Here is a 24,455-nt window from a genome sequence, read left to right on the forward strand (position 1 = left end):
GGGATGAAGCTCGCGGTCGCAGTTTCCGGTTTTGTTCTGGCCTGCAGTTCATCGTGCGCCATGGCTCAGGTGAGCTCGCTGACTGACGACGAGCTCGTCAAGCAGACGGAGCGACTGAAGCGGGAGAAGGAATATTACGATCAGCTGGCCGCTACTCAGAGCAGTCGAAATGCGTCCTCCGCAGACAATGCGACCTCCAGGAAAGAGGAGCTTGAGGCTGAGCTGGCTTTGAGGAAAGTGCGACTAGAGTCTGATTTCCTGCTCGCCGACGTGCTCAAATCTAAGGGTCTTACAGCGGCGGCAGGAAAGGAGGGGAAAGTAACCTTTGTGTCGGCGCAAGCGACTCCGTTGTCCATGAAGGCAAGCGGCCTAAAGCTGGTCAGTGACCTCAGCGGGAAGGCGTGTGCGCAGATCTTGGTGGATCTTGGTACTCAGAAGGCCTTCTTGGCTCCGAACGACTACGAGCAGAAGGTACAGGCCGGCGCGCGCGATGTCGCTCTGTTCATTGCCCTCACGAGCGCGGCCGACCAGGGCTATGCGGATTTGAGTGGTGGCGTCAACTTGCAGTCAGCCTTAAGCGCCATCGGGGGAGGGCTGGCAGTAGCGCAGTATCTTGGCGGCGGGATTGAATCCTTCAGCAAGCTGTTTCGGACCGATCACTCCATGACCTTCGGCAGCGCCGATCGCGCTGCGTTCTTCGAACAACAACTCTCCGTGCGGTGCCGTGAGCGTGTAGAGGTCAACATGGAGGAACGCCTGCGATTGAGTGCCGCCGAGGTGCTTTCCAATGGTATCGAAAGAATGGCCATGTTCCTTCAGATTTATGACGCGAAGGAGGCTAAGTACAAAACCGAGACGGCGCGGCTTGCAGCTGAAATCGCGGAGATCAAGGCGAGCAAGGACCTCACGGACGGTCAGAAGGATTCGAGGCTGCAGGCGCCGCAGCTGGAGATGCTGAAACAGAACGCCATCAAACTAATGCTGGATCAGCACAAGGCGGCTTATGACTCGGCGAAGGCCCTGCTCGGTACAGACATGAAGGGGGTTTCAGAGGCCCTTGTGTGGGGGCAGCAAGCGCTGATTGACAAGAACGTCTTCCCGGCGCACTTGGCGCAGGTCCCTGTCAAAGGACTGGCGCGACTAACTTACAGCCTTGCCGTCGAGGATGGCGTCATGACGTCGTCGGCAATGTTCCGCAGCGAGAAAGTCAGGCCGGTTTCCACGGCGGAGCTCACTTATTACTTGCGGGATGGCAATGGCAAGCCCCTGAATGCGGGCTACTGGGCGGCCACGCTTGCGGGCGACACGGTAAAGCTGAGTAGGCTGGCGTTTCCTGGCGGTAACGCGCTTGCGAGCAATCCGAAGGAGGCGCAGGTGACCCCAGCTGTTCCCAATGCGCCAACTGGAACGGCACCCGGCGCCCCAACGACACCTAATGCGCCAACCGGAGTGCCGCCCGCCACGAGTTCCAATCAGAGGCCTTGATAGATAGGGTCGAGAGCGTCGCATGCCAGATTGTAGGGAGCGGGTTCTGGCGGGGTGCTGTAGCCCGGAGTGCGCACGTGGGAGACCACTATCGAGCGTGTATTTTGAACAACGAACCCGTCGGACTATCGTTGGATAAGAAGAAGCGTCCGTCCCGATGGGTGTACGCAATGAAGAACGGGCGACCGTGGCACCGTAAGCGATCCACTCCAGGGGCGTTTACCTGAGACTGGGTGAGGGATGATCATGCCGCGGGTGTGGAGTGGTTGCGGTCGGTTCACCCTATGAATACGCACTCGCAGGAGGGTGTGCGAAGGCAGCGCAGCTTCGCCCGCGTTGTCTGTGGATCCTGTTATAAGTTGGCTTGTTAGCCGGACCGAGCTGCCCTAGGCCGAATCGACATTCAGCCGTTATCTTCGGCAGATGTCGAAGACCAAGCATGCACGGCCCAGCCGATACGAATTGAGCCAGACCCAGTGGGAGCGGATCGAAGATCTGCTCCCCGGCAAAGCCGGTGACCCCGGCCGTACCGCCGCCGACAACCGGATCTTCGTCAACGGCGTGCTGTGGGTGTTGCGCTCCGGGGCCCGCTGGAGTGACCTGCCGCCGCGGTATGGGACACACAAGAGCGTGCATAAACGCTTCACCCGTTGGGCGGCCAAAGGCATCTGGGAACAAGTGTTCCAGAGTCTGACCCGGGATCGAAGTAACGAGTACCTGATGATCGACAGCAGCATTGTCCGAGCGCACGCACAGGCGGCGACCGGAAAAGGGGGGCTGCGGACTCGGCTCTGGGGCGTTCCCGAGGAGGCCTGAGCACGAAGATCCACATGGCGGTCGATGGTCAGGGCCGGCCCGTGCGGTTCCTCCTGACCGGTGGAGAACGCAATGACATCACGCAGGCCCCGGCCCTGCTGGCCGGGTTCAAGCCGAAGTACATCCTGGCCGACAAAGGCTATGACAGCCGGGAACTGGTGGCGCTGATCCAGTCGCACGATGCCGAGCCGGTGATCCCGCCGCGCAGTTGTCAGCAACCGCGTCCCTACGACAAGACGCGTTACCGGCTACGCAATCGTATCGAACGCTGCTTTGCCAAGCTCAAGCAGTTCCGCCGGATCGCCACGCGCTTCGACCGTAAACCCTCCCACTTCCTTGCCTTCCTCTACCTGGCATCCATACGCCTGTGGGTGAATTGAATATCGATACAACCTAGCGCCTGCTCCCCAATGACTTTTCGCCGTGGGAAGCGGTCTATCAGCAGACCCAACGCTGGCTTCAGGCACTTCGATGGGCGAAGGCATTGACCTGCAGGTGATCAAGCTGCCGGAAGCGAAGAAGGGATTCGTGCTGCTTCCCAAGCGCTGGGTGGTCGAGCAGCTTCGGCTGGGTCAATCGCTTCCGGAGATTGGCCCAGGACTACGATCGACTACTCGAGACCTTGGCAGGGCTGCACTTCGTCGTCTTCACAATCTTGATGCTCGACAATGCCGCTACGATTCTTCAAAGTTCTAACACGCTCTAGTCACCGATTCTTGCTGAAATCGCTGATTTTCGGCGGCTTTATCATCTCTGGCGTTGCCGCGAATCGTCTGGACATTGATCTCTTTTCCGACATCGTTACACCGGAATTACACAGGATGGCGCTCGTTATCCTATGACTGATCCATCATGGATAAAGGCTTCGGCGACGTAGGCCATGCCTTCCATGTGCTTCTTATCTTCAGGGTTCAGCATCTTGGCGATCTGCTATCTAACCGTATTGCGGTAGAGCACCATCCCGCAGTGGTTGCAGTTGAACTGACGCCGGGCATCTGTAGAGCTGAAGAGACCGCGGTTGCGCATGCTGTTCGATCCGCACTTCGAGCAGCGGCACCCCCGGGCCTTTCCTGCCATGCTCTCAAGGTATTGCTCGACGGTCGGCAGCTTTTCCCACTGCGCCACCACCCTCGCCGCTTCATCTTCCTCCCTGTTGGCAGAGACAAAGCAGTAGAGCGCGAAGGCTACCCCCACAAGGAGGATGATTAGGGCAAGACTCATGTGGATCGGTTGTCCCGAGGTCGACTGTGCATCTATAGAAGGACATGTTCGCACAGCCTCGCCGGCACGCCATCGGGGATTTCCCTACGCCTACCCATCCGCGAGGAAACATCTGTGAACGAATCCAGCTACTCCGGTACCTGCGCAAGCACGACGGCAAGAACATCAAGGCGAAAGAGATGCGTTTCCGGGAGCACCTGAAGCCGCCACGCCTCCACGTCGCCGCGTTCGAGCACCGGCGCGGTGACCGCGGGCGCTCGTCCGAACCGGCCAGCAGGCGCACCTCGGGAACAAGCAGATCGCGTGCCTCACTGACGACGACTGGCTCGCGTATGTGGCCATGCGGAAAGGGGAAGGCGCCAGCCCGGGTACGATCAACCGCGAACGCTCCGCGCTGCTCCATATGCTCAACACAATGCGCCCGGCGGCGCCTGCTGGCCTCGGCCCCGCTGCTGGTCCGCCAGCGCGAACCGGAGGCAAGCTGGTTTACCTGACGTCCGCGGAGTCGCAACGACTTCTATGCTCGGTGCAGAACAACCAGTCCGACCATGCGCACCCCTTCATCATGATCGCGCTCTACACCGGTCTACGGCATAGTCAGATCCTCAATCTGCGCGTGCGGGATGCGAAGTCGATCGCCGGATCTTGTGGATAGGACAGGACAAGGCCGGTCGGCGAGAGCAGCCAATGCCGCAGATCCTCGCCGACTACTTGGCTGGCCTCACTGTCGATCGCCATGCAGACGATCTGATCTTCAGTTCGTCGCGCGCGGAGTCGGGCAGGGTGTATCAGATGAACTCCATCTTCGCTCGCTGTGTGGAGCGTGCCCGCATTGCCAAGCACGTGACGTCGCACACGATGTGACATACCGCAGCGACGAACGCCGCGCATGCTGGGCTCGATGCCGCGACCATCCAGGCGATGGGGGCTGGAAGACGCGGGCGATGGCCGGACGCTATACTCATGCCGCTTCCATGCGGGACGCGATGGCGACCCTCCAAGACCGACTCTCGGGTGGCAGTGCTACACCAAAATTGCACCGGACATCACATCAATCTGCCTGAAAGCCTTGTCGGGCCTATAGCTCAATGGTTAGAGCAGGACTCATAATCCGGTTCCAGGTTCGAGTCCTGGTGGGACAAGCGCCTAGGTCTGTCCAGCCGAATCCTTCGATGGATCGCAGTCAAGGCATCGGCAAGGACGCGGGTAGCATGCCCGGTGGCGCCGATGCCCGGCAGCGGCGACAATGCCGGCATGAGCGATAGCCAAGAACTGCTGCAGACCCACGAGATCGAGACCGGCCCGTCGCCGCAATGGGCGGTGCTGTGGCTGCATGGACTGGGCGCCGATGGCCACGACTTCGCGCCGATCGTGCCCGAGCTGGTGCGCCCGCAATGGCCGGCGCTGCGCTTCGTGTTCCCGCACGCGCCGGTGCGCGCGGTGACCATCAACAACGGCGTGCGCATGCGCGCCTGGTACGACATCGTCGGCATGGATTTCCCGACCCGCGCCGACGGCGAGGGCGTGGAGCAATCGATCGTCCAGGTCGAGGCGCTGATCGCGCGCGAGCAGGCGCGCGGCATCGCGCCGGAACGGCTGCTGCTGGCCGGCTTCTCGCAGGGCGGGGCGATCGCGCTGGCGGCGGGCCTGCGCCGCGCCACGCCGCTGGCCGGCCTGATCGCGCTGTCCACCTACCTGCCCGGCGCCGACGCGGCGGCGGCCTCGCTGGCGCAGGCGGCCACCGCGCAGCCGATCTTCATGGCCCACGGGCAGGCCGATCCGGTCATCCCGCAGGTCCATGCCGAGCGCAGCGCGCAGATCCTGCGCTCGCTGGGCTTCGCGCTGGAATGGCATTCCTACCCGATGGCGCACCAGGTCTGCGGCGAGGAAATCGCCCACCTCGCCGACTGGATGGGGCGCCGCTTCGGGGACTGAGCGGCAAACCGGATGATCCGGCCCGGGACTGGCGCTACCATGCGGCCATCCCCTGCGCGTGGTCATTCTGGAGGAAGCCCCACGATGAAGGTGGTCATCGCCGATGACGAGCCGCTGGCGCGCGAGCGCCTGCGCGAACTGCTGTCCGCGCAGGCGGGCGTCGAACTGGTCGCCGAGGCGGACAACGGGCTGGCCGCGTTGCAGGCCTGCGCCGAGCACCGCCCCGACCTGGTCCTGCTGGACATCGCCATGCCCGGGGTGGACGGGCTGGAGGCGGCGCGCCACCTGGCCGCGTTCGAGCCGCGGCCGGCGGTGGTGTTCTGCACCGCCTACGACGCGCACGCGCTGTCGGCCTTCGAGGCCGCGGCCATCGACTACCTGATGAAGCCGATCCGGCCCGAGCGGCTGGCCGCGGCGCTGGAGCGCGCGCGCGCCTTCGTCGCCGGCCGCGAGAGCGCCGCGCCGGCGCCCAGCCGGCAGGCGCGCACCCACCTGTGCGCGCGCCTGCGCGGCAGCCTGCGGCTGATCCCGATCGAGGAAGTGCACTACCTGCAGGCCGAGGAGAAGTACGTCGTCGTCCACCACGTGCGCGGCGAGGATCTGATCGAGGAATCGCTGAAGTCGCTGGAGGAGGAGTTCGGCAACCGCTTCGTGCGCATCCACCGCAACTGCCTGGTGGCGCGGCACGAACTGGTCGAGCTGCGGCGCGTCGGCGACGGCCACGTGCAGGCCATCCTGCGCCACGGCAAGGAGCCGCTGGAGGTCAGCCGCCGCTGCGTGGCCGGCCTGCGCGAGACGGTGAAGAACCTCTAGGGAACTCCTGGGCAAGGCATCGTCGTCCCCCTGAAGGTGGGAATCCGGCAGGTTGGACGCCCTGCCCGGGGTGGCAATGCCGGCGCCGGGGGGCGCTTGCCTGATGCGTGCCGGTTCGACGGCAGCGGAGCAAGCTCCGCTCTACAGGAGGGTCGCGCGGTATCGCCGGGCCTGTGGTTGTAGGGCCGAGCTTGCCTGGCCAGGTTGGCTCCAGCGTCGAAGAGCAGCGGAGCAAGCTCCGCTCTACGTTGTTTCCCGGTTCCATCGGCGATAATGCCGCGATGGACACCCTGCGCATCGCCACCCGCAAGAGCCCGCTCGCCCTGTGGCAGAGCGAACACGTCGCCGCCCTGCTGCGCGCCGCGCACCCGGGGCTGTCGGTGCAACTGGTGCCGATGAGCACGCGCGGCGACGAGGTGCTGGACCGCTCGCTGGCCGCGATCGGCGGCAAGGGCCTGTTCCTGAAGGAACTGGAACTGGCGATGCTGCGCGGCGAGGCCGACTGCGCGGTGCATTCGCTCAAGGACGTGCCGATGGAGCTGGAGGCGCCGTTCGCGCTGCCGGCCATCCTGCAGCGCGCCGACCATGCCGACGCGTTCGTCTCCAACCTGCATGCCGACGTGGACGCGCTGCCGCAGGGCGCGCGCGTGGGCACCTCGTCGCTGCGGCGGCAGGCGCAGCTGCGCGCGCTGCGGCCGGACCTGCGGCTGCTCGACCTGCGTGGCAACGTCAACACCCGGCTGGCCAGGCTCGACGCCGGCGAGTACGACGCCATCGTGCTGGCCTGCGCCGGCTTGCAGCGGCTCGGCTTCGACGATCGCATCCGCGCGCGGCTGGATGCGCCGCGCTGGCTGCCGGCACCGGCGCAGGGCGCGGTGGCGATCGAATGCCGCAACGACGACGCGCCATTGTTGGCCCTGCTGTCCGGGCTGGACCACCCGACGACGCGGCGTTGCGTCGAGGCCGAGCGGGCGATGAACCGCGCGCTGCACGGCAGTTGCCACGTGCCGGTGGCGGCGCTGGCGCAATACGAAGGCGAGGATCTGCGCTTGCAGGGGCTGGTCGGCTCGGCCGCCGATGGCCGCCTGGTCCGCGCCGAGGCCGTCGCGGCCGCCACCGATGCCGAAGCGCTTGGCCGCCGGGTCGCCGGGACGCTGCTGGCGCAGGGCGCGGGCGAACTGCTGCGGGGTTGAGCCGGCGCGCCGGCCTGCGCCTTACTTGAACTTGTAGACCACGTTCATCGTGGTCAGCGTGTCGGTCTTCTTGCGGTCTTCGTCGACGTTGCTGTTGTGGCGGGCCTGCCAGCCGGCCTTCAGCGCCAGGTGCGAGTTCATCGTCACCGACACGCCCAGGTCGTTCTGGGCGAAGGTGTTGTAGTCGCCGGATTCGATCAGCAGGGTGTTGACGATCTCTGCATTGGGAGTGAGCGCGTACTTCAGGCCGAGCCGGCCGCGGGCGATGGCGCCGGCGCGGGTCTCGTCGTCGATGCGGTCATGGGTGCGGCGGTAGCCGGGGCCGATCTGCAGGTCCAGTTGCGCCTTGTCGCCGTCGACCACGCGGTTGCCGTAGCTGACGCTGAGCGACTGCTGCTGGCTGTAGGTGCCGAAGTCGTCGTGCTCCAGGCGCAGCGCGGTGTTGATGGTGCCGCGCGCGTCCATCAAATAGGCGCTGTTGCCGCCCAGGGTGTAGCGGTTGGCAGTGGTGCGGCGCTCGTGGGTGATGCTGCCATCGCTGCCGGTGCGCGCGAACTCGGCGCTGGCACGCAGGCCGAAGGCCTCCAGGCTGTGCGCCCACAGGCCGTCGGCGTAGCGCAGGTTGAGGCGGCCGTTGAGGCTCTCGGTGGTGCTGTTGCCGTGCGCCGAGGCCACGCCCAGTTCGCCGCCGCCGGTCCACTTGGGCTGCGGCTGCACCGGAGCGACCTGCGCCTCGGGCACCTGGCGGCGCTGCGGTGTCCGGACGATCGCCTGGACGGACTTGCCGGCTTGCTTGGCGGCGGCGGGCAAGGCGGCCTGCTTGGCGTTCGTGTCCTGCACGGGACCGGCGTCGGCCCAGGCCGGCGGAGCGGCCAGCAGCGCGGCCAGGAGCAGGGGGGCATGGGAGCGGGACATGCAATCCTCGGAGGGCAACGAATCCGGAAACGGTTTCAGGATAGCCGCCGGCTCCCTTGCGCTCAAGCCAAGTGGTTGTTTGGATTCATCTTTTCCCTGCTACCAAAACCCTACCTCTAAGGTGGGATTCAGTTTGCCGTCTCGCGCGGCAGCCAGCGCACGCGCAGTCGCGGTGCGTCTTCCACGCCGGCCGCGCCGGGCGGCGGATTGCGCCCGCTCAGCAGCAGTCCCCGCAGGCAGGCGTGCACGGCCAGCACCACCGCCCATGCCACGTGGCCATCGTCCCTGATGCGCTCGCCCATGCCCGCCGCCGCCGCCGCCGCCGCCGAAGGGCGCGGCAGGATGGGGCAGGGCGCGTTAGAGGCCGGTTATGCGTGGAAACGGCTCGGGTCCGTGCGCTGGGGGCAGGCGGCGGGGAGAGAGTGGGCTCGTCCGCATGCCAGGCATCGCACGGGCCCGAGCCGTCGCGGCGGGCCGTATCGATGACAACGCAGCCGTCACGGTGAAAACGGCCACCGCTCGGCCATAATCGCGCGCATGGACAAGATCGAACGCATCACCGCGCTGCACCGCCTGCTCAAGGCCGCCCGCTACCCGGTCACGGTCAAGCGCCTGCAGGAGGAACTGGGCTGCTCGCGCGCCACCGTCTACCGCGACCTGGCCTACCTGCGCGACGCACTGATGGCGCCGGTCGAGGGCGACGGCGAGGCCGGGTTCCGCTACGCCGCCGGCGAGAGCGAGCGCTTCGAACTGCCGGGCCTGTGGCTCAGCTCGGAAGAGCTGTACGCGCTGTTGGCCGCGCAGCAACTGCTGGTGCGCACCGGCGGCGGCGTGCTGTCCGGCGCGCTGGCGCCGTTGCAGAAGCGCATCGAGGGACTGCTGGCCGAGCACGCCGGCGTCTCGCAGTGGCCGATGGACCGGGTGCGGGTGATCCCGCACCGCGGCCGCCGGCTGGACGAGGCGAGCTTCCGCACGGTGGCCTCTGCGGTGCTGGAGCGCCGCCAACTCCAGTTCGAATACCGCGCCCGCTCCACCGACGAGCGCACCCGCCGCACGGTCTCGCCGCAGCGCATCACCCACTACCGCGACAACTGGTACCTCGACGCCTGGGATCACGAGCGGCAGGGGCTGCGCAGCTTCGCCGTCGATCGCATCAGCGCCGCGCGCGCGCTCGACGAGCCGGCGCGCGATCTGGGCCATGAAGAACTCAACCAGCACCTGGCGTCGAGCTACGGCATCTTCTCCGGCGAGCCCAAGGGCTGGGCGACCATCATGTTCAGCGCCAAGGCCGCGCGCTGGGTGGCCGACGAGCAGTGGCACTCGCGCCAGCAGGGCCGCTGGCTGCCCGACGGCCGCTACGAGCTCAAGGTGCCCTACAGCGTCTCGCGCGAACTGCTGATGGACATCTTGCACTACGGCGCCGACGCCGAGATCGTCGAGCCGGCGGTGCTGCGCGAGCAGGCCAAGTCGCTGCTGGAGCTGGCGCTGTCCAACTACGGGAAATAGCGCCGCCGACCGCGCCCTGCCTCGACTGCCCCGTGGGAGCGACGTGAGTCGCGACTGCTGTCGCTATCGGTTGTGAAGCCCAGGTCGCGACTCACGTCGCTCCCACGGATGCGGGCGGGGCCGTCACGGCTCCTTCGGTTCGGCGAAACCCTCGCGGCCGACCTGATCCGGCGCCTGCGGCACCCGCACCAGTTGGCGCGCGTTGATGCCGTGGTCGCGCATCCTCATCACCAGCCGCTGGTACAGCGCATCGTCCATCAACGGCTCGCGCGCGTAGATCCAGCCCATGTCGCGGCCGGGATAGTCGATCAGCGCCCAGCTGTAGTCCGGCGCCACCTCCAGGATGCGGAACCGCGCCGGGATGACGCCGTAGAAGCGCAGCGACCATTCGCGGTTGCCGGTGCCCGACTGGACCTTGGCGCGCGCCTCGCGCACCTGCGCCGGTTCGGCGAAGCCTTCCTGGTAGACGTAGCGCACGCCGATCCTGCGGTCGTCCTGCAGCGTGTATTCCTGCCGGCTCGCCACGTGGCCGCGCTCGGCGAAGTAGGGGATGTGCGCGATGACGTGCCAGCGGCCCATGAAGCGCGCCAGGTCGATGCCGGATCCGGCGTCCTCGTGTGTCGTGGTGGCGCAGCCGGCCAGCAGCGCCAGCAGCAGGGCCATCGACGGCAGGCGGAAACGGCGGGTGGACGTCATGCAGGGACTCCGGGCGCACGGATGGCGTGCGGCGATGGTAGGCATGGAAAGGTGAAAGCGGGAAGAAGGCATGGCACGCGTGCGCCACGTCGCAATCGGTGAGATGGCGCGCCCGCAGATTGCCCGTCCCGACCCTTGCAGGAGCATTGGAGATGCGCGACCCGGCTTCCCGTTCCTTCCGCTGGCCTCAACTCGCGGCCCATCCATTCGACCCGATCCTGTGCGCGCTGCTGCTGACCGGAATCGCGCTGGTCCTGCTGCTGCCGTTCGCGCGCGGCCCGCATCCGCTGCTGGGCTGGCTGCCGCTGTGGCTGGTCGGCATGCCGGCGGCGGCCTGGTGGGCGCTGCACCGCTTCCGCCTGCCGGCTTGGCCGATGCTGCCGGCGCGCCCGGCGATCCGGCCGCGCCGCGTCGCCGCCGCGCCGTGGCGCCGGCGGCAGGCGCTACCGCGGCGGCGCCTGCGGGCGGCCTGACCTTCGGCACATCAGGCCGGGGTGGGGAGCTGTGCTAGCGTGGCAGGTCCATGCCTGCAATACCGGAGTCGCACGCAATGCCCAAGCTCGCCCAAGCCTGCCTGATGGCCGGTCTCGCCGTAGCCGGCGCCACCGCCCACGCCCAGGAGGACGCCATGCCCGATCCCTACGCCTGGCTCGAAGACGTCGAGGGCACCAAGCAACTGGAGTGGATCAAGGCGCAGAACGCCAGGGCCGAGGCGGAAATCGCCGCCACCCCCGAGTTCAAGCGGCTGGAGGCGGACATCCGCGCCATCCTCGACTCCGACGCCAAGATCCCCGGCGTGCAGAAGATCGGCGAGTACTACTACAACTTCTGGAAGGACAAGCAGCACGAGCGCGGCCTGTGGCGGCGCACCACGCTGGACGAATACCGCAAGCCGCAGCCGCAGTGGGAAACCGTGCTCGACCTGGACGCGCTCAACAAGGCCGAGGGCAAGAACTGGGTCTGGCACGGCGCCAACTGCCGCCGGCCCGACTACACCCGCTGCCTGATCGCGCTGTCGCGCGGCGGCGCCGACGCCAACGAGACCCGCGAGTTCGACCTGACCACCAAGACCTTCCTCGCCGACGGCTTCTACCGTCCCGAGGCCAAGGGCGGGCTGGGCTGGAAGGATGCCGACACCGTTTACGTGTTCACCGACTTCGGCCCGGGCTCGATGACCAGCTCCGGCTACCCGCGCATCGTCAAGGAGTGGAAGCGCGGCACGCCGCTGGCCTCGGCCACCTTGGTCTACGAGGGCAAGCCGGAGGACATGTACATCGCCGCGATGCGCGACGACACGCCCGGCTACGAGCGCGATTTCGTCAGCCGCACGCTGGCCTTCTACAACGACGAGCTGTACCTGCGCGGCGCCGACGGCAGGCTGACCCGCATCGACGCGCCCAACTCGGCCAACAAGGGCGTGCAGCGCCAGTGGCTGACGCTGGAGCTGCGCGAGCCGTGGACCGTGGGCGGCAGGACTTACCAGGCCGGCTCGCTGCTGGCGGCGAAGTTCGACGACTACATGGCCGGCAAGCGCGAGTTCGACGTGCTGTTCGAGCCGACCGACAAGACCTCGCTGTCCAGCTTCGCGTGGACGAAGAACCACCTGGTGCTCAACGTGCTGGAGGACGTCAAGAACCGCCTCAGCGTGCTCACCCCGGGCGAGGGCGGCTGGAAGAAGAGCGCCTTCGCCGGCGCGCCGGCGTTCGGCACGATTGGCGTGGGCGCGGTCGACGCCGACGAGAGCGACGCGGTGTGGCTGACCGTCACCGACTACCTGACCCCGACCACGCTGTCGCTGGCCGAGATCGGCAAGCAGCCCGAGCAGCTCAAGTCGATGCCGGTATTCTTCGACGCCAGCGGCAAGGTCATCGAGCAGCACTTCGCCACCAGCAAGGACGGCACCAAGGTGCCCTACTTCCTGGTCCGCTCGAAGGATCTCAAGCTCGACGGCAGCACCCCGACCCTGCTGTACGGCTACGGCGGCTTCGAGATCTCGCTGACCCCGGGCTATTCCGGCGGCGTCGGCAAGGGCTGGCTGGAGAAGGGCGGCGTCTACGCGGTGGCCAACATCCGCGGCGGCGGCGAGTACGGCCCGCGCTGGCACCAGGCCGCGCTCAAGGCCAACCGCCACAAGGCCTACGAGGACTTCGCCGCGGTCGCGCAGGACCTGATCGCGCGCAAGGTCACCTCGCCCAGGCACCTGGGCATCCAGGGCGGCAGCAACGGCGGCCTGCTGACCGGCAACATGCTGACCCAGTACCCGCAGCTGTTCGGCGCGGTCGTCGTGCAGGTGCCGCTGCTGGACATGAAGCGCTACAGCCACCTGCTGGCCGGCGCCTCGTGGATGGCCGAGTACGGCAATCCCGACACCGCCGACTGGGCGTTCATCCAGAAGTTCTCGCCGTACCACCTGTTCGACGCGAACAAGGACTATCCGCCGACCCTGTTCATGACCTCCACGCGCGACGACCGCGTGCACCCGGCGCACGCGCGCAAGATGCACGCGCTGATGTCCGAGGCCGGCAAGGACGTGCGCTACTACGAGAACATCGAAGGCGGCCACGGCGGCGCGGCCAACAACGCGCAGGCCGCGCACATGAGCGCGCTGGCCTATACCTTCCTCTGGCAGCAGTTGGCGAAGTAAACCCGCACTCCCTTCCCCCGCCTGCGGGGGAAGGTGCCCGTAGGGCGGATGGGGGCAAGCGCAGAACCCGAGCGAAGTCGCCTTGCCCCCACCCAACCCTCCCCCGCAAGCGGGGGAGGGCACGGATTCCGCGAGCCATTGCATCCCGCCACCCCGGACCCCATCCATGAAGCCGACTTCCCTCCTGCTCGCAGCCACCTTCCTGATGACCGCTTCCCTCGACGCATCCGCCGCTCCCGCCACCCCGCCCGACGCGGCCAGGAAACCCCACACGGTCAAGGCCCCGCACGGCGCCGAGCGCGGCGACGAGTACTACTGGCTGCGCGACGACAAGCGCGAGGACAAGGCGATGCTGGCCTACCTCGAGGCCGAGAACGCCTACGTCGATGCGGTGATGGCGCCGCTGCGGCCGTTGCAGGAAAAGCTGTACGAAGAGATCGTCGGCCGCATCAAGCAGGACGACGCCAGCGTGCCGTACCGGCTGCGCGGCTGGTGGTATTACACCCGCTTCGAGACCGGCAAGGACTACCCCATCCACGCGCGCCGGCAGGGCAGCATGGACGCGCCGGAGCAGCTCCTGCTCGACGTCAACGTGCTGGCCGAGGGCAAGGGCTACTACAACGTCGGCGACCGCGAGATCAGCCAGGACAACCGCATCCTCGCCTACGCCGAGGACGACGTCGGCCGCCGCCAGTACGTCATCCGCTTCAGGAACCTGGAGACCGGCGAGCTGTATCCGGACCGCATCGCCGGCGTGTCGCCCAACATCGTCTGGGCCGACGACAACCGCACCGTCTTCTACGTCGAGAACGATCCGGAGACGCTGCTGACCGTGCGGGTGAAGAAGCACGTACTCGGCACCCCGGTCGAGCAGGACGAGCTGGTCTACGAGGAGAAGGACGACAGCTTCTACATGGGCGTCGGCCGCACCCGCGACGATCGCTTCATCACCATCGAGGTGGGCAGCACGGTCTCCTCCGAACTGCGCTACACGCCGGCCGCGCAGCCCGGCGCGTTCACCGTGCTGGCCGCGCGCGAGCGCGACGTCGAGTACGACGCCGACCACCACGGCGGCCGCTGGGTGATCCGCACCAACGACGGCGCCAGGAACTTCAAGATCGCCACCGCGCCCAGCGACGCGACCTCGCGCGCGCAGTGGCGCGACTGGCTGGCGCACGACGAGGCGGTGTTCATCGAGGGCTTCGGGCTGTTCGACGGCTTCACCGTGGTGGCCGAGCGTTCGCAGGGGCTGGAGCGCATCCGCGTGATCAGGGCCGACGGCAGCCAGGAGCACGTCAAGGCCGACGAGCCGGCCTACTCGATGGGCCTGGACGTCAATCCCGAGCCGGATACGCCGTGGCTGCGCTACAGCTACACCTCGATGACCACGCCGGCCACCGTCTATGAACTGAACATCCTCACCGGCGAGCGCCGCCTGCTCAAGCAGCAGCCGGTGATCGGCTACGACCCTTCGCAATACGTCACCGAGCGGGTCTGGGTGGATGCGCGCGACGGCGCCAAGGTGCCGGTGTCGCTGGTCTACCGCAAGGGCTTCCGCAAGGACGGCAGCGCGGCGATGCTGCAATACGCCTACGGCAGCTACGGCATCTCGATGGACCCAGGCTTCAACGGCTCGGTGGTCAGCCTGCTCGATCGCGGCATGGTCTACGCCATCGCCCACATCCGCGGCGGCCAGGAGATGGGCCGCGCCTGGTACGAGGACGGCAAGCTGCTGAAGAAGCAGAACACCTTCAACGACTTCGTCGACGTCACCGACGCGCTGGTCGCGCAGGGCTACGCGGCCAAGGATCGCGTGGCGGCGATGGGCGGCAGCGCCGGCGGCCTGCTGATGGGCGCGATCACCAACCAGGCGCCGGAGAAGTACCGCGTGATCGTCTCGCAGGTGCCGTTCGTCGACGTGGTCACCACGATGCTCGACGCCAGCATCCCGCTGACCACCAACGAGTACGACGAGTGGGGCAACCCGGAGAACCGCGAGTTCTACGACTACATCCTGGCCTACTCGCCCTACGACAACCTCAAGCCGCGCGCCTACCCGGCGATCTTCGTCGGCACCGGCCTGTGGGACTCGCAGGTGCAGTACTGGGAGCCGGCCAAGTACGTGGCGCGCCTGCGCGACCTCAACAGCGGCGACCTGCCGGTGCTGTTCCGCACCAACATGGAGGCCGGCCACGGCGGCAAGTCCGGCCGCTTCCGCCGCTTCCGCGAGATTGCCGAGTACTACGCATTCATGCTCGACCAGCTCGGCGCCAAGGGCCCGGCGGACGGCCACTGAGGGCTTCGGCGCGGCTTCCGGCGGCGGCTTGCCGCCGCGGGAGGCCGGCCACATCGCCGCATCCGGTTGTCCGCGCGCGGCGCTCGGCCGGCGCCCCGTGCTTACGCGTCCACCTGCGATGCGGTAAAACGCGCGGGTGCAACCGAACCGACGCCCGCCTTCGCCCGACCCGGCCGCCTATCGCTCGCGATTCCGCTGGCTGTGGTGGCTGCTGGCCTACCTGAGCCTGGGCCTGGGCATTGCCGGCATCTTCGTCCCCGGCCTGCCGACCACGCCCTTCGTGCTGGTCGCCGCCTACGCCGCCTCGCGCGGTTCGGCACGCCTGCACCACTACCTGCTGCACCATCCCCGCTTCGGGACGACCATCCGCGACTGGCAGGCGCACGGCGCGGTCAGCCGCCGTGCCAAGTGGATGGCCAGCCTGATGATGCTGATCAGCGCGGTCCTGATGCTGGTGGTGATGCAGGCGACCGGTTCGCACGCGGCCTGGATGGTGGCCTTGCCGATCGGCTGCATGGCGGTGGTGGCGCTGTGGCTGTGGCGGCGCCCGGAACCGCCGCGCTGAGGCCGGTTCACCCGGCAATGGCTATACTCGCCGACATGAAGAAGCTCATCCGCGCAGTCTCGGTTTCCTCCCTGATCGCCCTGCTGCTGGCGGCCTGCGGCGCCAAGGGCCCGCTGTTCCTGCCGGCCGATCGGGCGCCGGTCGTCGTGCCGGAAGCGCCGCCGCAGGACGAGGCGCAGGACCAGGCGCCGCCGGCCGAAGACGAAACGCCCGCCGCCGCCGGCAATGGCTGATCCGCGCGCGCCGCTGCGCTTTTCCAAGATGCACGGCGCCGGCAACGACTTCGTCGTGCTGGACCTGCGCGACGGCGCGCCGCCGCCGGACGCCGCGCTGGCCGCGCGGCTGGCGGATCGCCATTTCGGCGTCGGCTGCGACCAGATCCTGACCATCGAGCCGCCGCGCGCGGACGGCTCGGTCGCCGCCTACGGCATCTGGAACGCCGACGGATCGCCCTCGCAGCAATGCGGCAACGGCGCGCGTTGCGTGGCGGCCTGGCTGGTGCGCGACGGCGCGGCGCGCGGCGATCGCTTCCAGCTCGACAGCCCGCTGGCCACGCACGCGGTCGAGCGCCTGGACGACGGCGGCTACGCCATCGCGATGGGCGTGCCCGGGTTCTTGCCGGCGCGCATCCCGCTGCGCGGATTCGACGCGCCGCAGGCCGAGTACGAGGCCGAGGCCGACGGTGCGCGCGTGCGCTTCGGCGCGGTGTCGATGGGCAACCCGCACGCGGTGATCGAGGTCGAGCGCATCGCCGAGGCGCCGCTGGCCACGCTGGGGCCGGCGTTGCAGCGATCCGCGTTGTTTCCCGAGTCGGTCAACGTGGGCTTCGCCGAGGTGATCGCGCCCGACCGCATCGCCCTGCGCGTCTACGAGCGCGGCGTCGGCGAGACGCTGGCCTGCGGCAGCGGCGCCTGCGCGGCGGCGGTGGCGCTGATGCGGCGCGGGCGCGTCGGCCGCGACGTGGCCGTCGCGCTGCCGGGAGGCGAACTGCGCGTGCGCTGGCCGCACGACGAAGCGCAGGTCATCATGTCCGGACCGGCTGCATTTGTTTTCGAAGGGGAATGGCAACGATGAGCGAGGCACACGGCAAGGACGGTCCCGGGAAGCTCGGCGCGCACGAGGTGGCGGCCTGGCTGCGCCGGCACCCGGCCTTCCTCAAGCAGTTCCCGGACCTGGCGCTGAGCCTGGTCGTCCCGCGCGACGACGGCCCGACCGCCTCGCTGGCCAGCTACCAGCTGGAAGTGCTGCGCGACAAGAACCGCGAGCTGTCGCGGCGCCTGAACGATCTCTTCGCCAACGCGCAGGAGAACGAGCGCCTGGCCGTGCGCACCCACCAGCTCACCCTGGCGCTGCTGCGCCAGACCAGCGCCGCCGACACGCTGCGCGCGATGGCCGCGGCGCTGGCCGAGGACTTCAGCGGCGATCGCGTCAGCATCGTGCTGCTGCGCCCGGTCGCGGGGCTGGAGGATGCGCCGTGGCTGCAGGTCGTTCCCGCCGACAGCCCGCACCTGGCGCCGTTCCGCGACTGCCTGCGCGACGGCGAGCCGATCTGCGGCCGCCTGCAGCCGGAGAAGAACGCGCTGCTGTACGCGGCCGACACCGAGCGCGTGCAGTCCTCGGCGCTGCTGCCGATGCCCGGCGTGGGACTGGTCGCGGTCGGCAGCCACGACGGCAACCGCTTCTATCCCGGCATGGGCACGCTGTTCCTGCGCATGATGGGCGAGGCGCTGGCGGTGGCGCTGAAGCGCTTCGATGGCTGACGGCGCGCGCTGATCGCGGAGCGGCGGCATTGCGCAGCCCTAAGGCCAGCAGGAAGGTGAAGCGCGACCCGGGCACGGCGCCGCCGGCGCACGAGACCATCGACGATTTCCTGAAGTACCTGCAAGTCGAGCGCGGCGTGTCCGCGCACACGCTCGACGCCTACCGGCGCGATCTGGCCGCGCTGGCGCAGTGGATGGACGGCCAGAAGGCCGCCGATCCCTGCGGGCTGCAACCGCCGCAGCTGCGCGCCTTCATCGCCTCCGAGCATCGCGACCGCGAGCTCTCGCCCAAGAGCCTGCAACGCCGGCTGTCGGCCTGCCGCAGCTTCTATCGCTGGCTGCTGAAGCATGGCCGCATCGCCGCCGATCCCTGCGCTGGGCTGCGCGCGCCCAAGGCCGCGCGCAGGCTGCCGCAAGTGCTCGACGCCGACGAGGCGGTGAAGCTGGTCGAGGTGCCCACCGACGCGCCGCTGGGCCTGCGCGATCGCGCGCTGCTGGAACTGTTCTATTCCTCCGGCCTGCGCCTGAGCGAACTGTGCGCGCTGCGCTGGGGCGATCTCGACCTGGACGCCGGCATGGTCACGGTGATGGGCAAGGGCGGCAAGCAGCGCAAGGTGCCGGTCGGATCGCATGCGCGCAAGGCGCTGGCCGAATGGCGGCGGGAACGCGCGGCCGCCGACGCGGACTTCGTGTTCCCCGGGCGCGGCGGCGGCGCGATCTCGCAGCGCGCGGTGCAGATCCGCATCAAGCAGCTGGCGCAGCGGCAGGGCCTGTTCAAGCACGTGCACCCGCACATGCTGCGGCACAGCTTCGCCAGCCACATCCTCGAATCGTCCGGCGACCTGCGCGGCGTGCAGGAACTGCTGGGCCACGCCGACATCGCCACCACCCAGATCTACACCCACCTGGATTTCCAGCACCTGGCCAAGGTCTACGACGGCGCGCATCCGCGCGCGCGGCGGGTCGGCAAGAAGGGTTAGGACATTCCGTCATCTCCGCCTTCGGGGTGACGGGAAAGCAAGCATCCGAACCGAAAAGCCCGGTTCGGCCCAACCGAGGACAAGCGGAAAGCCTCACCCGCCCAGATGGAACATGCCCTTGGCCAGCAGCACGATGCCGACCATGTGGAAGAACAGGCTCAGGTGCAGGCGGCGCGACCGGCTCGAGACCAGGCGGCCGCGGCTGCGCAGCCACATCGCGGTGAGGAAGTGGCCGAACACGCTCAGCGCCAGCGCGATCTTGATCGTCAGCAGCAGGCCGAAGGTGCTGGCGAACGGCTGCGCCAGCGCGGCACGGTAGTGCCAGGCCATGCCGATGCCGCTGCCGTACAGCACCAGCAGCACCCACGGCATCAGCTGGCGCGCGCGCTGGCCGATGCCGGCCTCGATCTGGTGCATCACGTTCTTCGGCACGCGCTTGCGCACGCTCTCCAGGATCAGCACCTCGAAGAACACCGTGCCGACGAATACCAGCGCGGCAAACAGGTGTGCGATCAGCAACAGGTAATAGTGGCTCATGGGCGAACCCTGACGAAGGCGTGTCCTCGCGCGCACGGCGCGGCAGCACGGAAGAAGCCGGAATGGATGGGAATGGTTCTCATCGGCGTCATCTTCCCCCCGGCCGCGGCGGCCGGACATGACATGGATCAACCGCGGACGCTTCGGCCATCGGAATGCCCGGCCGCCGGCAGGGTGCAAGCCCGGCGCATGCGGGCTGCTTGAACCCTCCCGTCGCATCCCCACCTATCGGAGGAACCCCACGGAGGCCTCATGGACCCCAGCCAGAACCCCAACGTCTTCCACGCCACCACCATCATCTCCGTGCGCCGTGACGGCCACGTCGCCGTCGCCGGCGACGGCCAGGTCACGCTGGGCCATACGGTGATGAAGGGCAACGCGCGCAAGGTGCGCCGGCTGGGGCGCGAGGGCCAGGTGCTGGCGGGCTTCGCCGGCGCGGCGGCCGACGCCTTCACCCTGTTCGAACTGTTCGAGGCCAAGCTGGAGAAGCACGGCCAGCTGCAGCGCGCCGCGGTCGAACTGGCCAAGGATTGGCGCACCGAGCGCCGCCTCGGCAAGCTGGAGGCGCTGCTGGCGGTGGCCGACCGCGAGACCTCGCTGATCATCAGCGGCACCGGCGACGTCATCGAGCCGGAGGACGGCATCATCGCCATCGGCTCCGGCGGCTCCTACGCGCTGTCCGCCGCGCGCGCGCTGCTCGCGCACACGCAGCTGGACGCCAGGTCCATCGCCGTCGAGGCGCTCAACATCGCCGGCGACATCTGCATCTACACCAATCGCAATGTGGTGGTCGAAGAGCTGTGAATAGGGAATGGGGAATCGTAAAAGCGTTCCCCAGTGCCCCAGCCCGCCGCTCTCCCATTCCCTATTCCCCATTCCCTATTCCCGATATGAGCGAAGCGAATACCACCATGACCCCGCGCGAAATCGTGCAGGAACTCGACCGCCACATCGTCGGCCAGCAGGCCGCCAAGCGCGCGGTCGCCATCGCGCTGCGCAACCGCTGGCGGCGCATGCAGCTCGGCGACGAGCTGCGCAACGAGGTGATGCCGAAGAACATCCTGCTGATCGGCCCTACCGGCGTGGGCAAGACCGAGATCGCGCGGCGGCTGGCGACGCTGGCCAACGCGCCGTTCGTCAAGGTCGAGGCGACCCGCTTCACCGAGGTCGGCTACGTCGGCAAGGACGTCGAGCAGATCGTCCGCGACCTGGCCGACACCGCGGTCAAGCTGTACCGCGAGCAGGCCAAGGTGCGCGTGCGCACCCAGGCCGAGGAGCGCGCCGAGGACCGCATCCTCGACGCGCTGCTGCCGCGCCGCGAGGCGTCTGGCGGCGGCTTCGGGTTCGGCGCCGGCGGCACGACCACGGTCGACATCGGCGCCGAGCCGTCCTCGCGCGAGTCGGAGACGCGGCAGAAGCTGCGCCGCCAGTTGCGCGCCGGCGAACTGGACGATCGCGAGATCGAGCTGGAGCTGTCGGCCAATGTCGGCGTGGACATCATGACCCCGCCGGGCATGGAGGAAATGGGCCAGCAGTTGCGGCAGATGTTCTCCAACCTCGGCGGCGGCAAGACCCACAAGCGCACCGTGACCATCAAGGCCGCGCGCCCGCAGCTGATCGAGGAGGAGGCCGGCAAGCTGGTCAACGAGGACGACATCCGCGCCGCCGCGATCGAGGCCTGCGAGCAGCACGGCATCGTCTTCATCGACGAGATCGACAAGGTCGCCAAGCGTGGCGACAACGTCGGCGGCGGCGACGTCAGCCGCGAGGGCGTGCAGCGAGACCTGCTGCCGCTGGTGGAAGGCTCCAACGTCTCCACCAAGTACGGCACGGTCAAGACCGACCACATCCTGTTCATCGCCTCTGGCGCGTTCCACCTGGCCAAGCCCAGCGACCTGATTCCCGAGCTGCAGGGCCGCTTCCCGATCCGGGTGGAGCTGTCGGCGCTGAGCAAGCAGGACTTCATCCGCATCCTCACCGAGCCCAGGGCCGCGCTGACCCGGCAGTACGTGGAGCTGATGAAGACCGAGGGCGTGGCGCTGAACTTCGCCGACGACGCCGTCGATCGCCTGGCCGAGATCGCCGCGCAGGTCAACGAGCGCCAGGAGAACATCGGCGCGCGCCGCCTGCACACCGTTCTGGAACGCCTGCTCGACACGCTCAGCTTCGAGGCCCCGGATCGCGATGGCCAGGCCGTGGTCATCGATCGCGCCTACGTCGACCGGCACTTGGGCGAGCTGGTGCAGGATCCGGATCTGAGCCGCTACATCCTCTGACCGCGCCGCATGCCGGGGACCCGCCGCAAGGCGGGTTTCCCGCCTCTGCGCCGGGGTGCGGCGAAGGCGTCGGTTACAATCGCCGCTTCCGACGCATGATGAAGCCTTCGCCATGAGCACGCTGCCGCCCTGCCCGCAATGCCAGTCCGGCTACACCTACGAGGACGGCGCGCAGTGGATCTGCCCGGAGTGCGGCCACGAGTGGTCGGCCGATGCGGCGGCTGCCGGCGACGAGGAAGCGCGCGTGGTCAAGGACGCCAACGGCAACCTGCTGCAGGACGGCGATTCGGTCACCGTGATCAAGGACCTCAAGGTCAAGGGCTCCTCGCTGGTGGTCAAGGTCGGCACCAAGGTCAGGAACATCCGCCTGGTCGACGGCGACCACGACATCGACTGCAGGATCGACGGCATCGGCGCGATGAAGCTCAAGTCAGAGTTCGTGCGCAAGGCCTGAAGCATCCGCGCGTCTGCATTCATCGATCAGGGAAGAACGCATGGACGAGCGTGACGATCCAACCTCCCGCGGACAAGGGCGCACGGTGCTGGTGGTGGGCGGCGGCGGCTTCATTGGTGGCCACGTGGTGGCGGCGCTGCGCCGGCATGGCTGGCAGGTGCTGCGTGCGGTGCGCGCGCATGGCCGCGTGCTGGCCGGCGACGAGCGCGCCTGCGACCTGCAGGCGATGACCCGCGCCGAGGACTGGGCGCCGTTGCTGGCCGGCGTCGACGCGGTGGTCAACGCCGCCGGCATCCTGCGCGAGCAGGGTGGGCAGACCTTCGAGGCCGTGCACGTGGACGCGCCGCTGGCGCTGGCGCAGGCCTGCGTGGCGCGGGGCGTGCAGCGCTTCGTGCAGATCTCGGCGCTGGGCATCCCCGAGGACGGCGCGTTCGTCGCCTCCAAGCACCGCTTCGACGAACGCCTGCTGGCGTTGCCGTTGCAGGCGGTAGTGCTGCGCCCGTCGGTGGTCTATTCGGTTGCCGGTTCCTATGGAGGCACCTCGCTGCTGCGTGCGCTGGCGGCGTTCCCGGGCGCGCAATGGCTGCCCGGCGAAGGACGCTGGCAGGTGCAGCCGCTGGCGGCCGAGGATCTGGGCGAATTGGTCGCGCGCGCCGCGGGCAACACGGCCACCGGCCTCTACGAGGTCGGCGGTCCTTCGTCGCTATCGCTGCGCGATTACCAACGGCAGTGGCGCCGCTGGCTGCGGATTCCCGGTGACCGCGCGGTGGCCGTGCCCGAGGCCGCGGTGTCGCTGGCGGTGGAGGTGATGGAACGGCTCGGGCGCGGCCCGGTCGGGCGGACGATGTGGCGGATGCTCCGGCGCGGCAACGTCACCGCGGCCGATGCCGCGGACCGCCTGCACGCGGATTTCGGCCTGCGTCCGCTTGGCTTGGCCGAAGCCCTGGCCGGGGCTCCCAGCCAGGTGCAGGATCGCTGGCAGGCGCAGCTCTATTTCCTGGCGCCCGCGCTGCGGCTGGCGGTGGTGGTGCTGTGGCTGCTGTCGGCACTGGCCGGCGTGCTGACGCCGGCCGCGACGATCGAGGCGCTGGCGACCGGTACGCCGTTGCAGGCGCTGGCCCCGGTGGCGCTGGCACGGTTCGGCGGCGGACTCGACCTGGCGCTCGGTGTGTGGCTGCTGTGCAACTGGCGCCCGCGCCTGGCCATTGCCGCGATGCTGTGCCTGCTGCTGACCTACACGCTGGTGCTGGGCATCCTGGTGCCGGCGCTATGGTGGGATCCGCTGGGCGGACTGGCCAAGAACCTGGTGCTGCTGCCGGCGCTGGCGGTGCTGTGGGTACTGACGGAGCGGCGTTGAGATGCTCTACCTGTGGCTGAAATGGATCCATATCCTGGCCTCGACGCTGCTGTTCGGCACCGGCCTGGGCATCGCCTTCTTCATGTGGATGGCGCATTTGCGCGGCGATCCCAGGGTCGTCGCCGAGACCGCACGCTGCGTGGTGATCGCCGACAGCGTGTTCACCGCGCCGGCAGTGGTGGTGCAACTGGCCAGCGGCCTGTGGCTGGTGCATCTGCTGGGCCTGCCGCTGGCCGTGTTCTGGGTCCGGAGCGCGCTGCTGCTGTTCTTCGTTGTCGGTGCCTGCTGGCTGCCGGTGCTGTGGCTGCAATTGCGCGCGCGTGATCTGGCACGGCAGGCCGTGGCGGACGGCACGGTGCTGCCAGCGGCCTATTACCGGGTGATGCGCGGCTGGTTCTGGCTGGGCTGGCCGGCCTTCCTTGGCGTCATCGCGATTTTCTGGCTGATGGTGATGAAACCGGCCTGATCCGCGTGGCGGGCCGGGATCAATCCTCGCCGATGTCCTCGTTCCACACCTCGGGATGGGCTGCGATCCAGTCGCCGAGCATTGCGATGCACTCCGGGTCGTGCAGGTCGATGACCTCGACGCCATGCTCGCGCAGCCAGTCGATGCCGCCGCGGAAGTTGACCGATTCGCCGACCACCACGGTGCCGATGTTGAACTGGCGCACCAGCCCGGAGCAGTACCAGCACGGCGCCAGGGTGGTGACCATGATGGTGTCGCGGTAGCGGCGCTGGCGGCCGGCCTTGCGGAAGGCATCGGTCTCGCCGTGCACGGACGGGTCGTTTTCCTGGATGCGGCGGTTGTGGCCGCAGCCGAGCAGGCGGCCGTCGTCGTGGTAGAGCGCCGCGCCGATCGGGATGCCGCCTTCGGCCAGGCCCTGGCGGGCCTCGGCGATGGCGGTCTGCAGCAGGGCGCGGTAGTCGGGCATGGTGCACGGCGTCGGGAAGGGCAGGGTCCATCATCCTAACCCTGTTCAGCGGCGCCGGTTTCTTCCAGTGTGAC

Annotated in this window: 25 protein-coding genes, 1 tRNA gene and 2 pseudogenes; 23 read left to right on the forward strand and 5 right to left on the reverse strand. The window is 68.3% G+C overall.

Going from position 1 to position 24,455, the window contains the following annotated elements:
- Positions 1-3: 3 nt before the first annotated feature.
- From AAG688_RS02985 to hemC, 9 genes and pseudogenes are all read left to right on the forward strand, one after another.
- Positions 4-1,485, forward strand: a complete 1,482-nt coding sequence (locus AAG688_RS02985) for a hypothetical protein (RefSeq protein WP_411833878.1) — start codon at positions 4-6, stop codon at positions 1,483-1,485.
- Positions 1,486-1,908: 423 nt separating this feature from the next.
- A pseudogene (locus AAG688_RS02990) lies at positions 1,909-2,681 on the forward strand (IS5 family transposase).
- A 100-nt stretch (positions 2,682-2,781) separates the two neighbouring features.
- Positions 2,782-3,007: pseudogene (locus tag AAG688_RS02995) on the forward strand (transposase); the annotation flags it as partial.
- 146 nt (positions 3,008-3,153) lie between these two features.
- Positions 3,154-3,510 carry a hypothetical protein gene (locus AAG688_RS03000; RefSeq protein WP_411833879.1) on the forward strand — a complete coding sequence of 119 codons (357 nt, stop codon included), beginning with the start codon at positions 3,154-3,156 and terminating at the stop codon, positions 3,508-3,510.
- Between the two features lie 699 nt (positions 3,511-4,209).
- Positions 4,210-4,386 carry a hypothetical protein gene (locus AAG688_RS03005; protein WP_411833880.1) on the forward strand — a complete coding sequence of 59 codons (177 nt, stop codon included), beginning with the start codon at positions 4,210-4,212 and terminating at the stop codon, positions 4,384-4,386.
- A gap of 206 nt (positions 4,387-4,592) precedes the next feature.
- Positions 4,593-4,664 (forward strand) — tRNA-Ile (locus tag AAG688_RS03010).
- A gap of 112 nt (positions 4,665-4,776) precedes the next feature.
- Positions 4,777-5,457, forward strand: coding sequence for an alpha/beta hydrolase (locus AAG688_RS03015; RefSeq protein ID WP_411833881.1), 681 nt, complete (start codon positions 4,777-4,779; stop codon positions 5,455-5,457).
- An 84-nt stretch (positions 5,458-5,541) separates the two neighbouring features.
- Positions 5,542-6,270 (forward strand): LytR/AlgR family response regulator transcription factor, encoded by a 729-nt coding sequence (locus AAG688_RS03020; RefSeq protein ID WP_411833882.1) that lies wholly within the window; start codon positions 5,542-5,544, stop codon positions 6,268-6,270.
- Positions 6,271-6,551: 281 nt separating this feature from the next.
- Positions 6,552-7,463, forward strand: a complete 912-nt coding sequence (gene hemC, locus AAG688_RS03025; protein WP_411833883.1) for a hydroxymethylbilane synthase — start codon at positions 6,552-6,554, stop codon at positions 7,461-7,463.
- A 21-nt stretch (positions 7,464-7,484) separates the two neighbouring features.
- Here hemC and AAG688_RS03030 read toward each other — a convergent pair whose 3' ends face one another.
- Together AAG688_RS03030 and AAG688_RS03035 are read right to left on the reverse strand one after the other, a co-directional pair.
- Positions 7,485-8,378, reverse strand: coding sequence for a YdiY family protein (locus AAG688_RS03030; protein WP_411833884.1), 894 nt, complete (start codon positions 8,376-8,378; stop codon positions 7,485-7,487).
- Between the two features lie 128 nt (positions 8,379-8,506).
- On the reverse strand, positions 8,507-8,680 hold the full coding sequence (locus tag AAG688_RS03035; protein WP_411833885.1) for a hypothetical protein: 174 nt from the start codon (positions 8,678-8,680) through the stop codon (positions 8,507-8,509).
- Between the two features lie 235 nt (positions 8,681-8,915).
- Here AAG688_RS03035 and AAG688_RS03040 point away from each other — a divergent pair, with 235 nt between their 5' ends.
- Positions 8,916-9,884, forward strand: a complete 969-nt coding sequence (locus tag AAG688_RS03040) for a helix-turn-helix transcriptional regulator (protein WP_411833886.1) — start codon at positions 8,916-8,918, stop codon at positions 9,882-9,884.
- Positions 9,885-10,007: 123 nt separating this feature from the next.
- Here AAG688_RS03040 and AAG688_RS03045 read toward each other — a convergent pair whose 3' ends face one another.
- The gene (locus AAG688_RS03045) at positions 10,008-10,580 is read right to left on the reverse strand and encodes a lipocalin family protein (RefSeq protein WP_411833887.1); all 573 of its coding nucleotides are present in this window, start codon (positions 10,578-10,580) and stop codon (positions 10,008-10,010) included.
- A gap of 152 nt (positions 10,581-10,732) precedes the next feature.
- Between AAG688_RS03045 and AAG688_RS03050 the strand changes: the two genes are divergently transcribed.
- The 8 genes from AAG688_RS03050 (at position 10,733) to xerC (ending at position 18,825) form a co-directional block, all read left to right on the forward strand.
- A complete protein-coding gene (locus AAG688_RS03050) occupies positions 10,733-11,053 on the forward strand; it encodes a hypothetical protein (protein WP_411833888.1) in 321 nt (106 codons plus the stop codon).
- A gap of 77 nt (positions 11,054-11,130) precedes the next feature.
- Positions 11,131-13,224 (forward strand): prolyl oligopeptidase family serine peptidase, encoded by a 2,094-nt coding sequence (locus AAG688_RS03055; protein WP_411833889.1) that lies wholly within the window; start codon positions 11,131-11,133, stop codon positions 13,222-13,224.
- Positions 13,225-13,390: 166 nt separating this feature from the next.
- A complete protein-coding gene (locus AAG688_RS03060; protein WP_411833890.1) occupies positions 13,391-15,520 on the forward strand; it encodes a S9 family peptidase in 2,130 nt (709 codons plus the stop codon).
- A gap of 136 nt (positions 15,521-15,656) precedes the next feature.
- The gene (locus tag AAG688_RS03065; RefSeq protein WP_411833891.1) at positions 15,657-16,085 is read left to right on the forward strand and encodes a YbaN family protein; all 429 of its coding nucleotides are present in this window, start codon (positions 15,657-15,659) and stop codon (positions 16,083-16,085) included.
- A 35-nt stretch (positions 16,086-16,120) separates the two neighbouring features.
- Positions 16,121-16,318, forward strand: a complete 198-nt coding sequence (gene lptM / locus AAG688_RS03070) for an LPS translocon maturation chaperone LptM (RefSeq protein WP_411833892.1) — start codon at positions 16,121-16,123, stop codon at positions 16,316-16,318.
- Entirely contained in the window at positions 16,311-17,159 is an 849-nt protein-coding gene (gene dapF / locus AAG688_RS03075; protein WP_411833893.1) for a diaminopimelate epimerase, read from the forward strand. Before lptM ends, dapF begins: the two co-directional genes overlap by 8 nt.
- A complete protein-coding gene (locus tag AAG688_RS03080) occupies positions 17,156-17,845 on the forward strand; it encodes a DUF484 family protein (RefSeq protein WP_411833894.1) in 690 nt (229 codons plus the stop codon). The genes dapF and AAG688_RS03080 overlap by 4 nt, the downstream gene beginning before the upstream one ends.
- Positions 17,846-17,901: 56 nt before the next feature.
- Complete coding sequence (gene xerC, locus AAG688_RS03085; protein WP_411834919.1) at positions 17,902-18,825, forward strand: tyrosine recombinase XerC; 924 nt, start codon at positions 17,902-17,904, stop codon at positions 18,823-18,825.
- Positions 18,826-18,918: 93 nt separating this feature from the next.
- On the opposite strand, the gene AAG688_RS03090 is transcribed toward xerC, so the two are convergent.
- Complete coding sequence (locus AAG688_RS03090) at positions 18,919-19,362, reverse strand: CopD family copper resistance protein (RefSeq protein WP_411833895.1); 444 nt, start codon at positions 19,360-19,362, stop codon at positions 18,919-18,921.
- Between the two features lie 252 nt (positions 19,363-19,614).
- Here AAG688_RS03090 and hslV point away from each other — a divergent pair, with 252 nt between their 5' ends.
- The 5 genes from hslV (at position 19,615) to AAG688_RS03115 (ending at position 23,915) form a co-directional block, all read left to right on the forward strand.
- Positions 19,615-20,166 (forward strand): ATP-dependent protease subunit HslV, encoded by a 552-nt coding sequence (gene hslV / locus AAG688_RS03095; protein WP_411833896.1) that lies wholly within the window; start codon positions 19,615-19,617, stop codon positions 20,164-20,166.
- 107 nt (positions 20,167-20,273) lie between these two features.
- The gene (gene hslU / locus AAG688_RS03100) at positions 20,274-21,638 is read left to right on the forward strand and encodes an ATP-dependent protease ATPase subunit HslU (RefSeq protein ID WP_411833897.1); all 1,365 of its coding nucleotides are present in this window, start codon (positions 20,274-20,276) and stop codon (positions 21,636-21,638) included.
- A 112-nt stretch (positions 21,639-21,750) separates the two neighbouring features.
- Positions 21,751-22,092, forward strand: a complete 342-nt coding sequence (locus AAG688_RS03105) for a zinc ribbon domain-containing protein YjdM (RefSeq protein WP_411833898.1) — start codon at positions 21,751-21,753, stop codon at positions 22,090-22,092.
- Between the two features lie 40 nt (positions 22,093-22,132).
- Positions 22,133-23,449: an SDR family oxidoreductase gene (locus AAG688_RS03110; RefSeq protein WP_411833899.1), complete on the forward strand. Its 1,317-nt coding sequence runs from the start codon at positions 22,133-22,135 to the stop codon at positions 23,447-23,449.
- A 1-nt stretch (position 23,450) separates the two neighbouring features.
- Positions 23,451-23,915, forward strand: coding sequence for a DUF2269 family protein (locus AAG688_RS03115; RefSeq protein ID WP_411833900.1), 465 nt, complete (start codon positions 23,451-23,453; stop codon positions 23,913-23,915).
- Between the two features lie 19 nt (positions 23,916-23,934).
- On the opposite strand, the gene AAG688_RS03120 is transcribed toward AAG688_RS03115, so the two are convergent.
- Entirely contained in the window at positions 23,935-24,381 is a 447-nt protein-coding gene (locus tag AAG688_RS03120; RefSeq protein ID WP_411833901.1) for a nucleoside deaminase, read from the reverse strand.
- Positions 24,382-24,455 lie beyond the last annotated feature (74 nt).

This window comes from Pseudoxanthomonas mexicana, from assembly GCF_046736355.1.
GTDB lineage: Bacteria > Pseudomonadota > Gammaproteobacteria > Xanthomonadales > Xanthomonadaceae > Pseudoxanthomonas_A > Pseudoxanthomonas_A mexicana_B.

Coding starts and splice junctions, on each gene's coding strand:
- AAG688_RS03005 (WP_411833880.1), top strand. CDS start 4,210: ATGCCGCAGATCCTCGCCGACTACTTGGCTGGCCTCACTGTCGATCGC.
- AAG688_RS03080 (WP_411833894.1), top strand. CDS start 17,156: ATGAGCGAGGCACACGGCAAGGACGGTCCCGGGAAGCTCGGCGCGCAC.
- AAG688_RS03120 (WP_411833901.1), bottom strand. CDS start 24,381: ATGCCCGACTACCGCGCCCTGCTGCAGACCGCCATCGCCGAGGCCCGC.
- AAG688_RS03030 (WP_411833884.1), bottom strand. CDS start 8,378: ATGTCCCGCTCCCATGCCCCCCTGCTCCTGGCCGCGCTGCTGGCCGCT.
- dapF (WP_411833893.1), top strand. CDS start 16,311: ATGGCTGATCCGCGCGCGCCGCTGCGCTTTTCCAAGATGCACGGCGCC.
- AAG688_RS03090 (WP_411833895.1), bottom strand. CDS start 19,362: ATGAGCCACTATTACCTGTTGCTGATCGCACACCTGTTTGCCGCGCTG.
- hemC (WP_411833883.1), top strand. CDS start 6,552: ATGGACACCCTGCGCATCGCCACCCGCAAGAGCCCGCTCGCCCTGTGG.
- AAG688_RS02985 (WP_411833878.1), top strand. CDS start 4: ATGAAGCTCGCGGTCGCAGTTTCCGGTTTTGTTCTGGCCTGCAGTTCA.
- AAG688_RS03060 (WP_411833890.1), top strand. CDS start 13,391: ATGAAGCCGACTTCCCTCCTGCTCGCAGCCACCTTCCTGATGACCGCT.
- AAG688_RS03000 (WP_411833879.1), top strand. CDS start 3,154: ATGGATAAAGGCTTCGGCGACGTAGGCCATGCCTTCCATGTGCTTCTT.
- AAG688_RS03040 (WP_411833886.1), top strand. CDS start 8,916: ATGGACAAGATCGAACGCATCACCGCGCTGCACCGCCTGCTCAAGGCC.
- AAG688_RS03045 (WP_411833887.1), bottom strand. CDS start 10,580: ATGACGTCCACCCGCCGTTTCCGCCTGCCGTCGATGGCCCTGCTGCTG.
- AAG688_RS03050 (WP_411833888.1), top strand. CDS start 10,733: ATGCGCGACCCGGCTTCCCGTTCCTTCCGCTGGCCTCAACTCGCGGCC.
- AAG688_RS03110 (WP_411833899.1), top strand. CDS start 22,133: ATGGACGAGCGTGACGATCCAACCTCCCGCGGACAAGGGCGCACGGTG.
- AAG688_RS03055 (WP_411833889.1), top strand. CDS start 11,131: ATGCCCAAGCTCGCCCAAGCCTGCCTGATGGCCGGTCTCGCCGTAGCC.
- lptM (WP_411833892.1), top strand. CDS start 16,121: ATGAAGAAGCTCATCCGCGCAGTCTCGGTTTCCTCCCTGATCGCCCTG.
- hslU (WP_411833897.1), top strand. CDS start 20,274: ATGACCCCGCGCGAAATCGTGCAGGAACTCGACCGCCACATCGTCGGC.
- AAG688_RS03105 (WP_411833898.1), top strand. CDS start 21,751: ATGAGCACGCTGCCGCCCTGCCCGCAATGCCAGTCCGGCTACACCTAC.
- AAG688_RS03115 (WP_411833900.1), top strand. CDS start 23,451: ATGCTCTACCTGTGGCTGAAATGGATCCATATCCTGGCCTCGACGCTG.
- AAG688_RS03035 (WP_411833885.1), bottom strand. CDS start 8,680: ATGGGCGAGCGCATCAGGGACGATGGCCACGTGGCATGGGCGGTGGTG.
- AAG688_RS03020 (WP_411833882.1), top strand. CDS start 5,542: ATGAAGGTGGTCATCGCCGATGACGAGCCGCTGGCGCGCGAGCGCCTG.
- AAG688_RS03015 (WP_411833881.1), top strand. CDS start 4,777: ATGAGCGATAGCCAAGAACTGCTGCAGACCCACGAGATCGAGACCGGC.
- hslV (WP_411833896.1), top strand. CDS start 19,615: ATGGACCCCAGCCAGAACCCCAACGTCTTCCACGCCACCACCATCATC.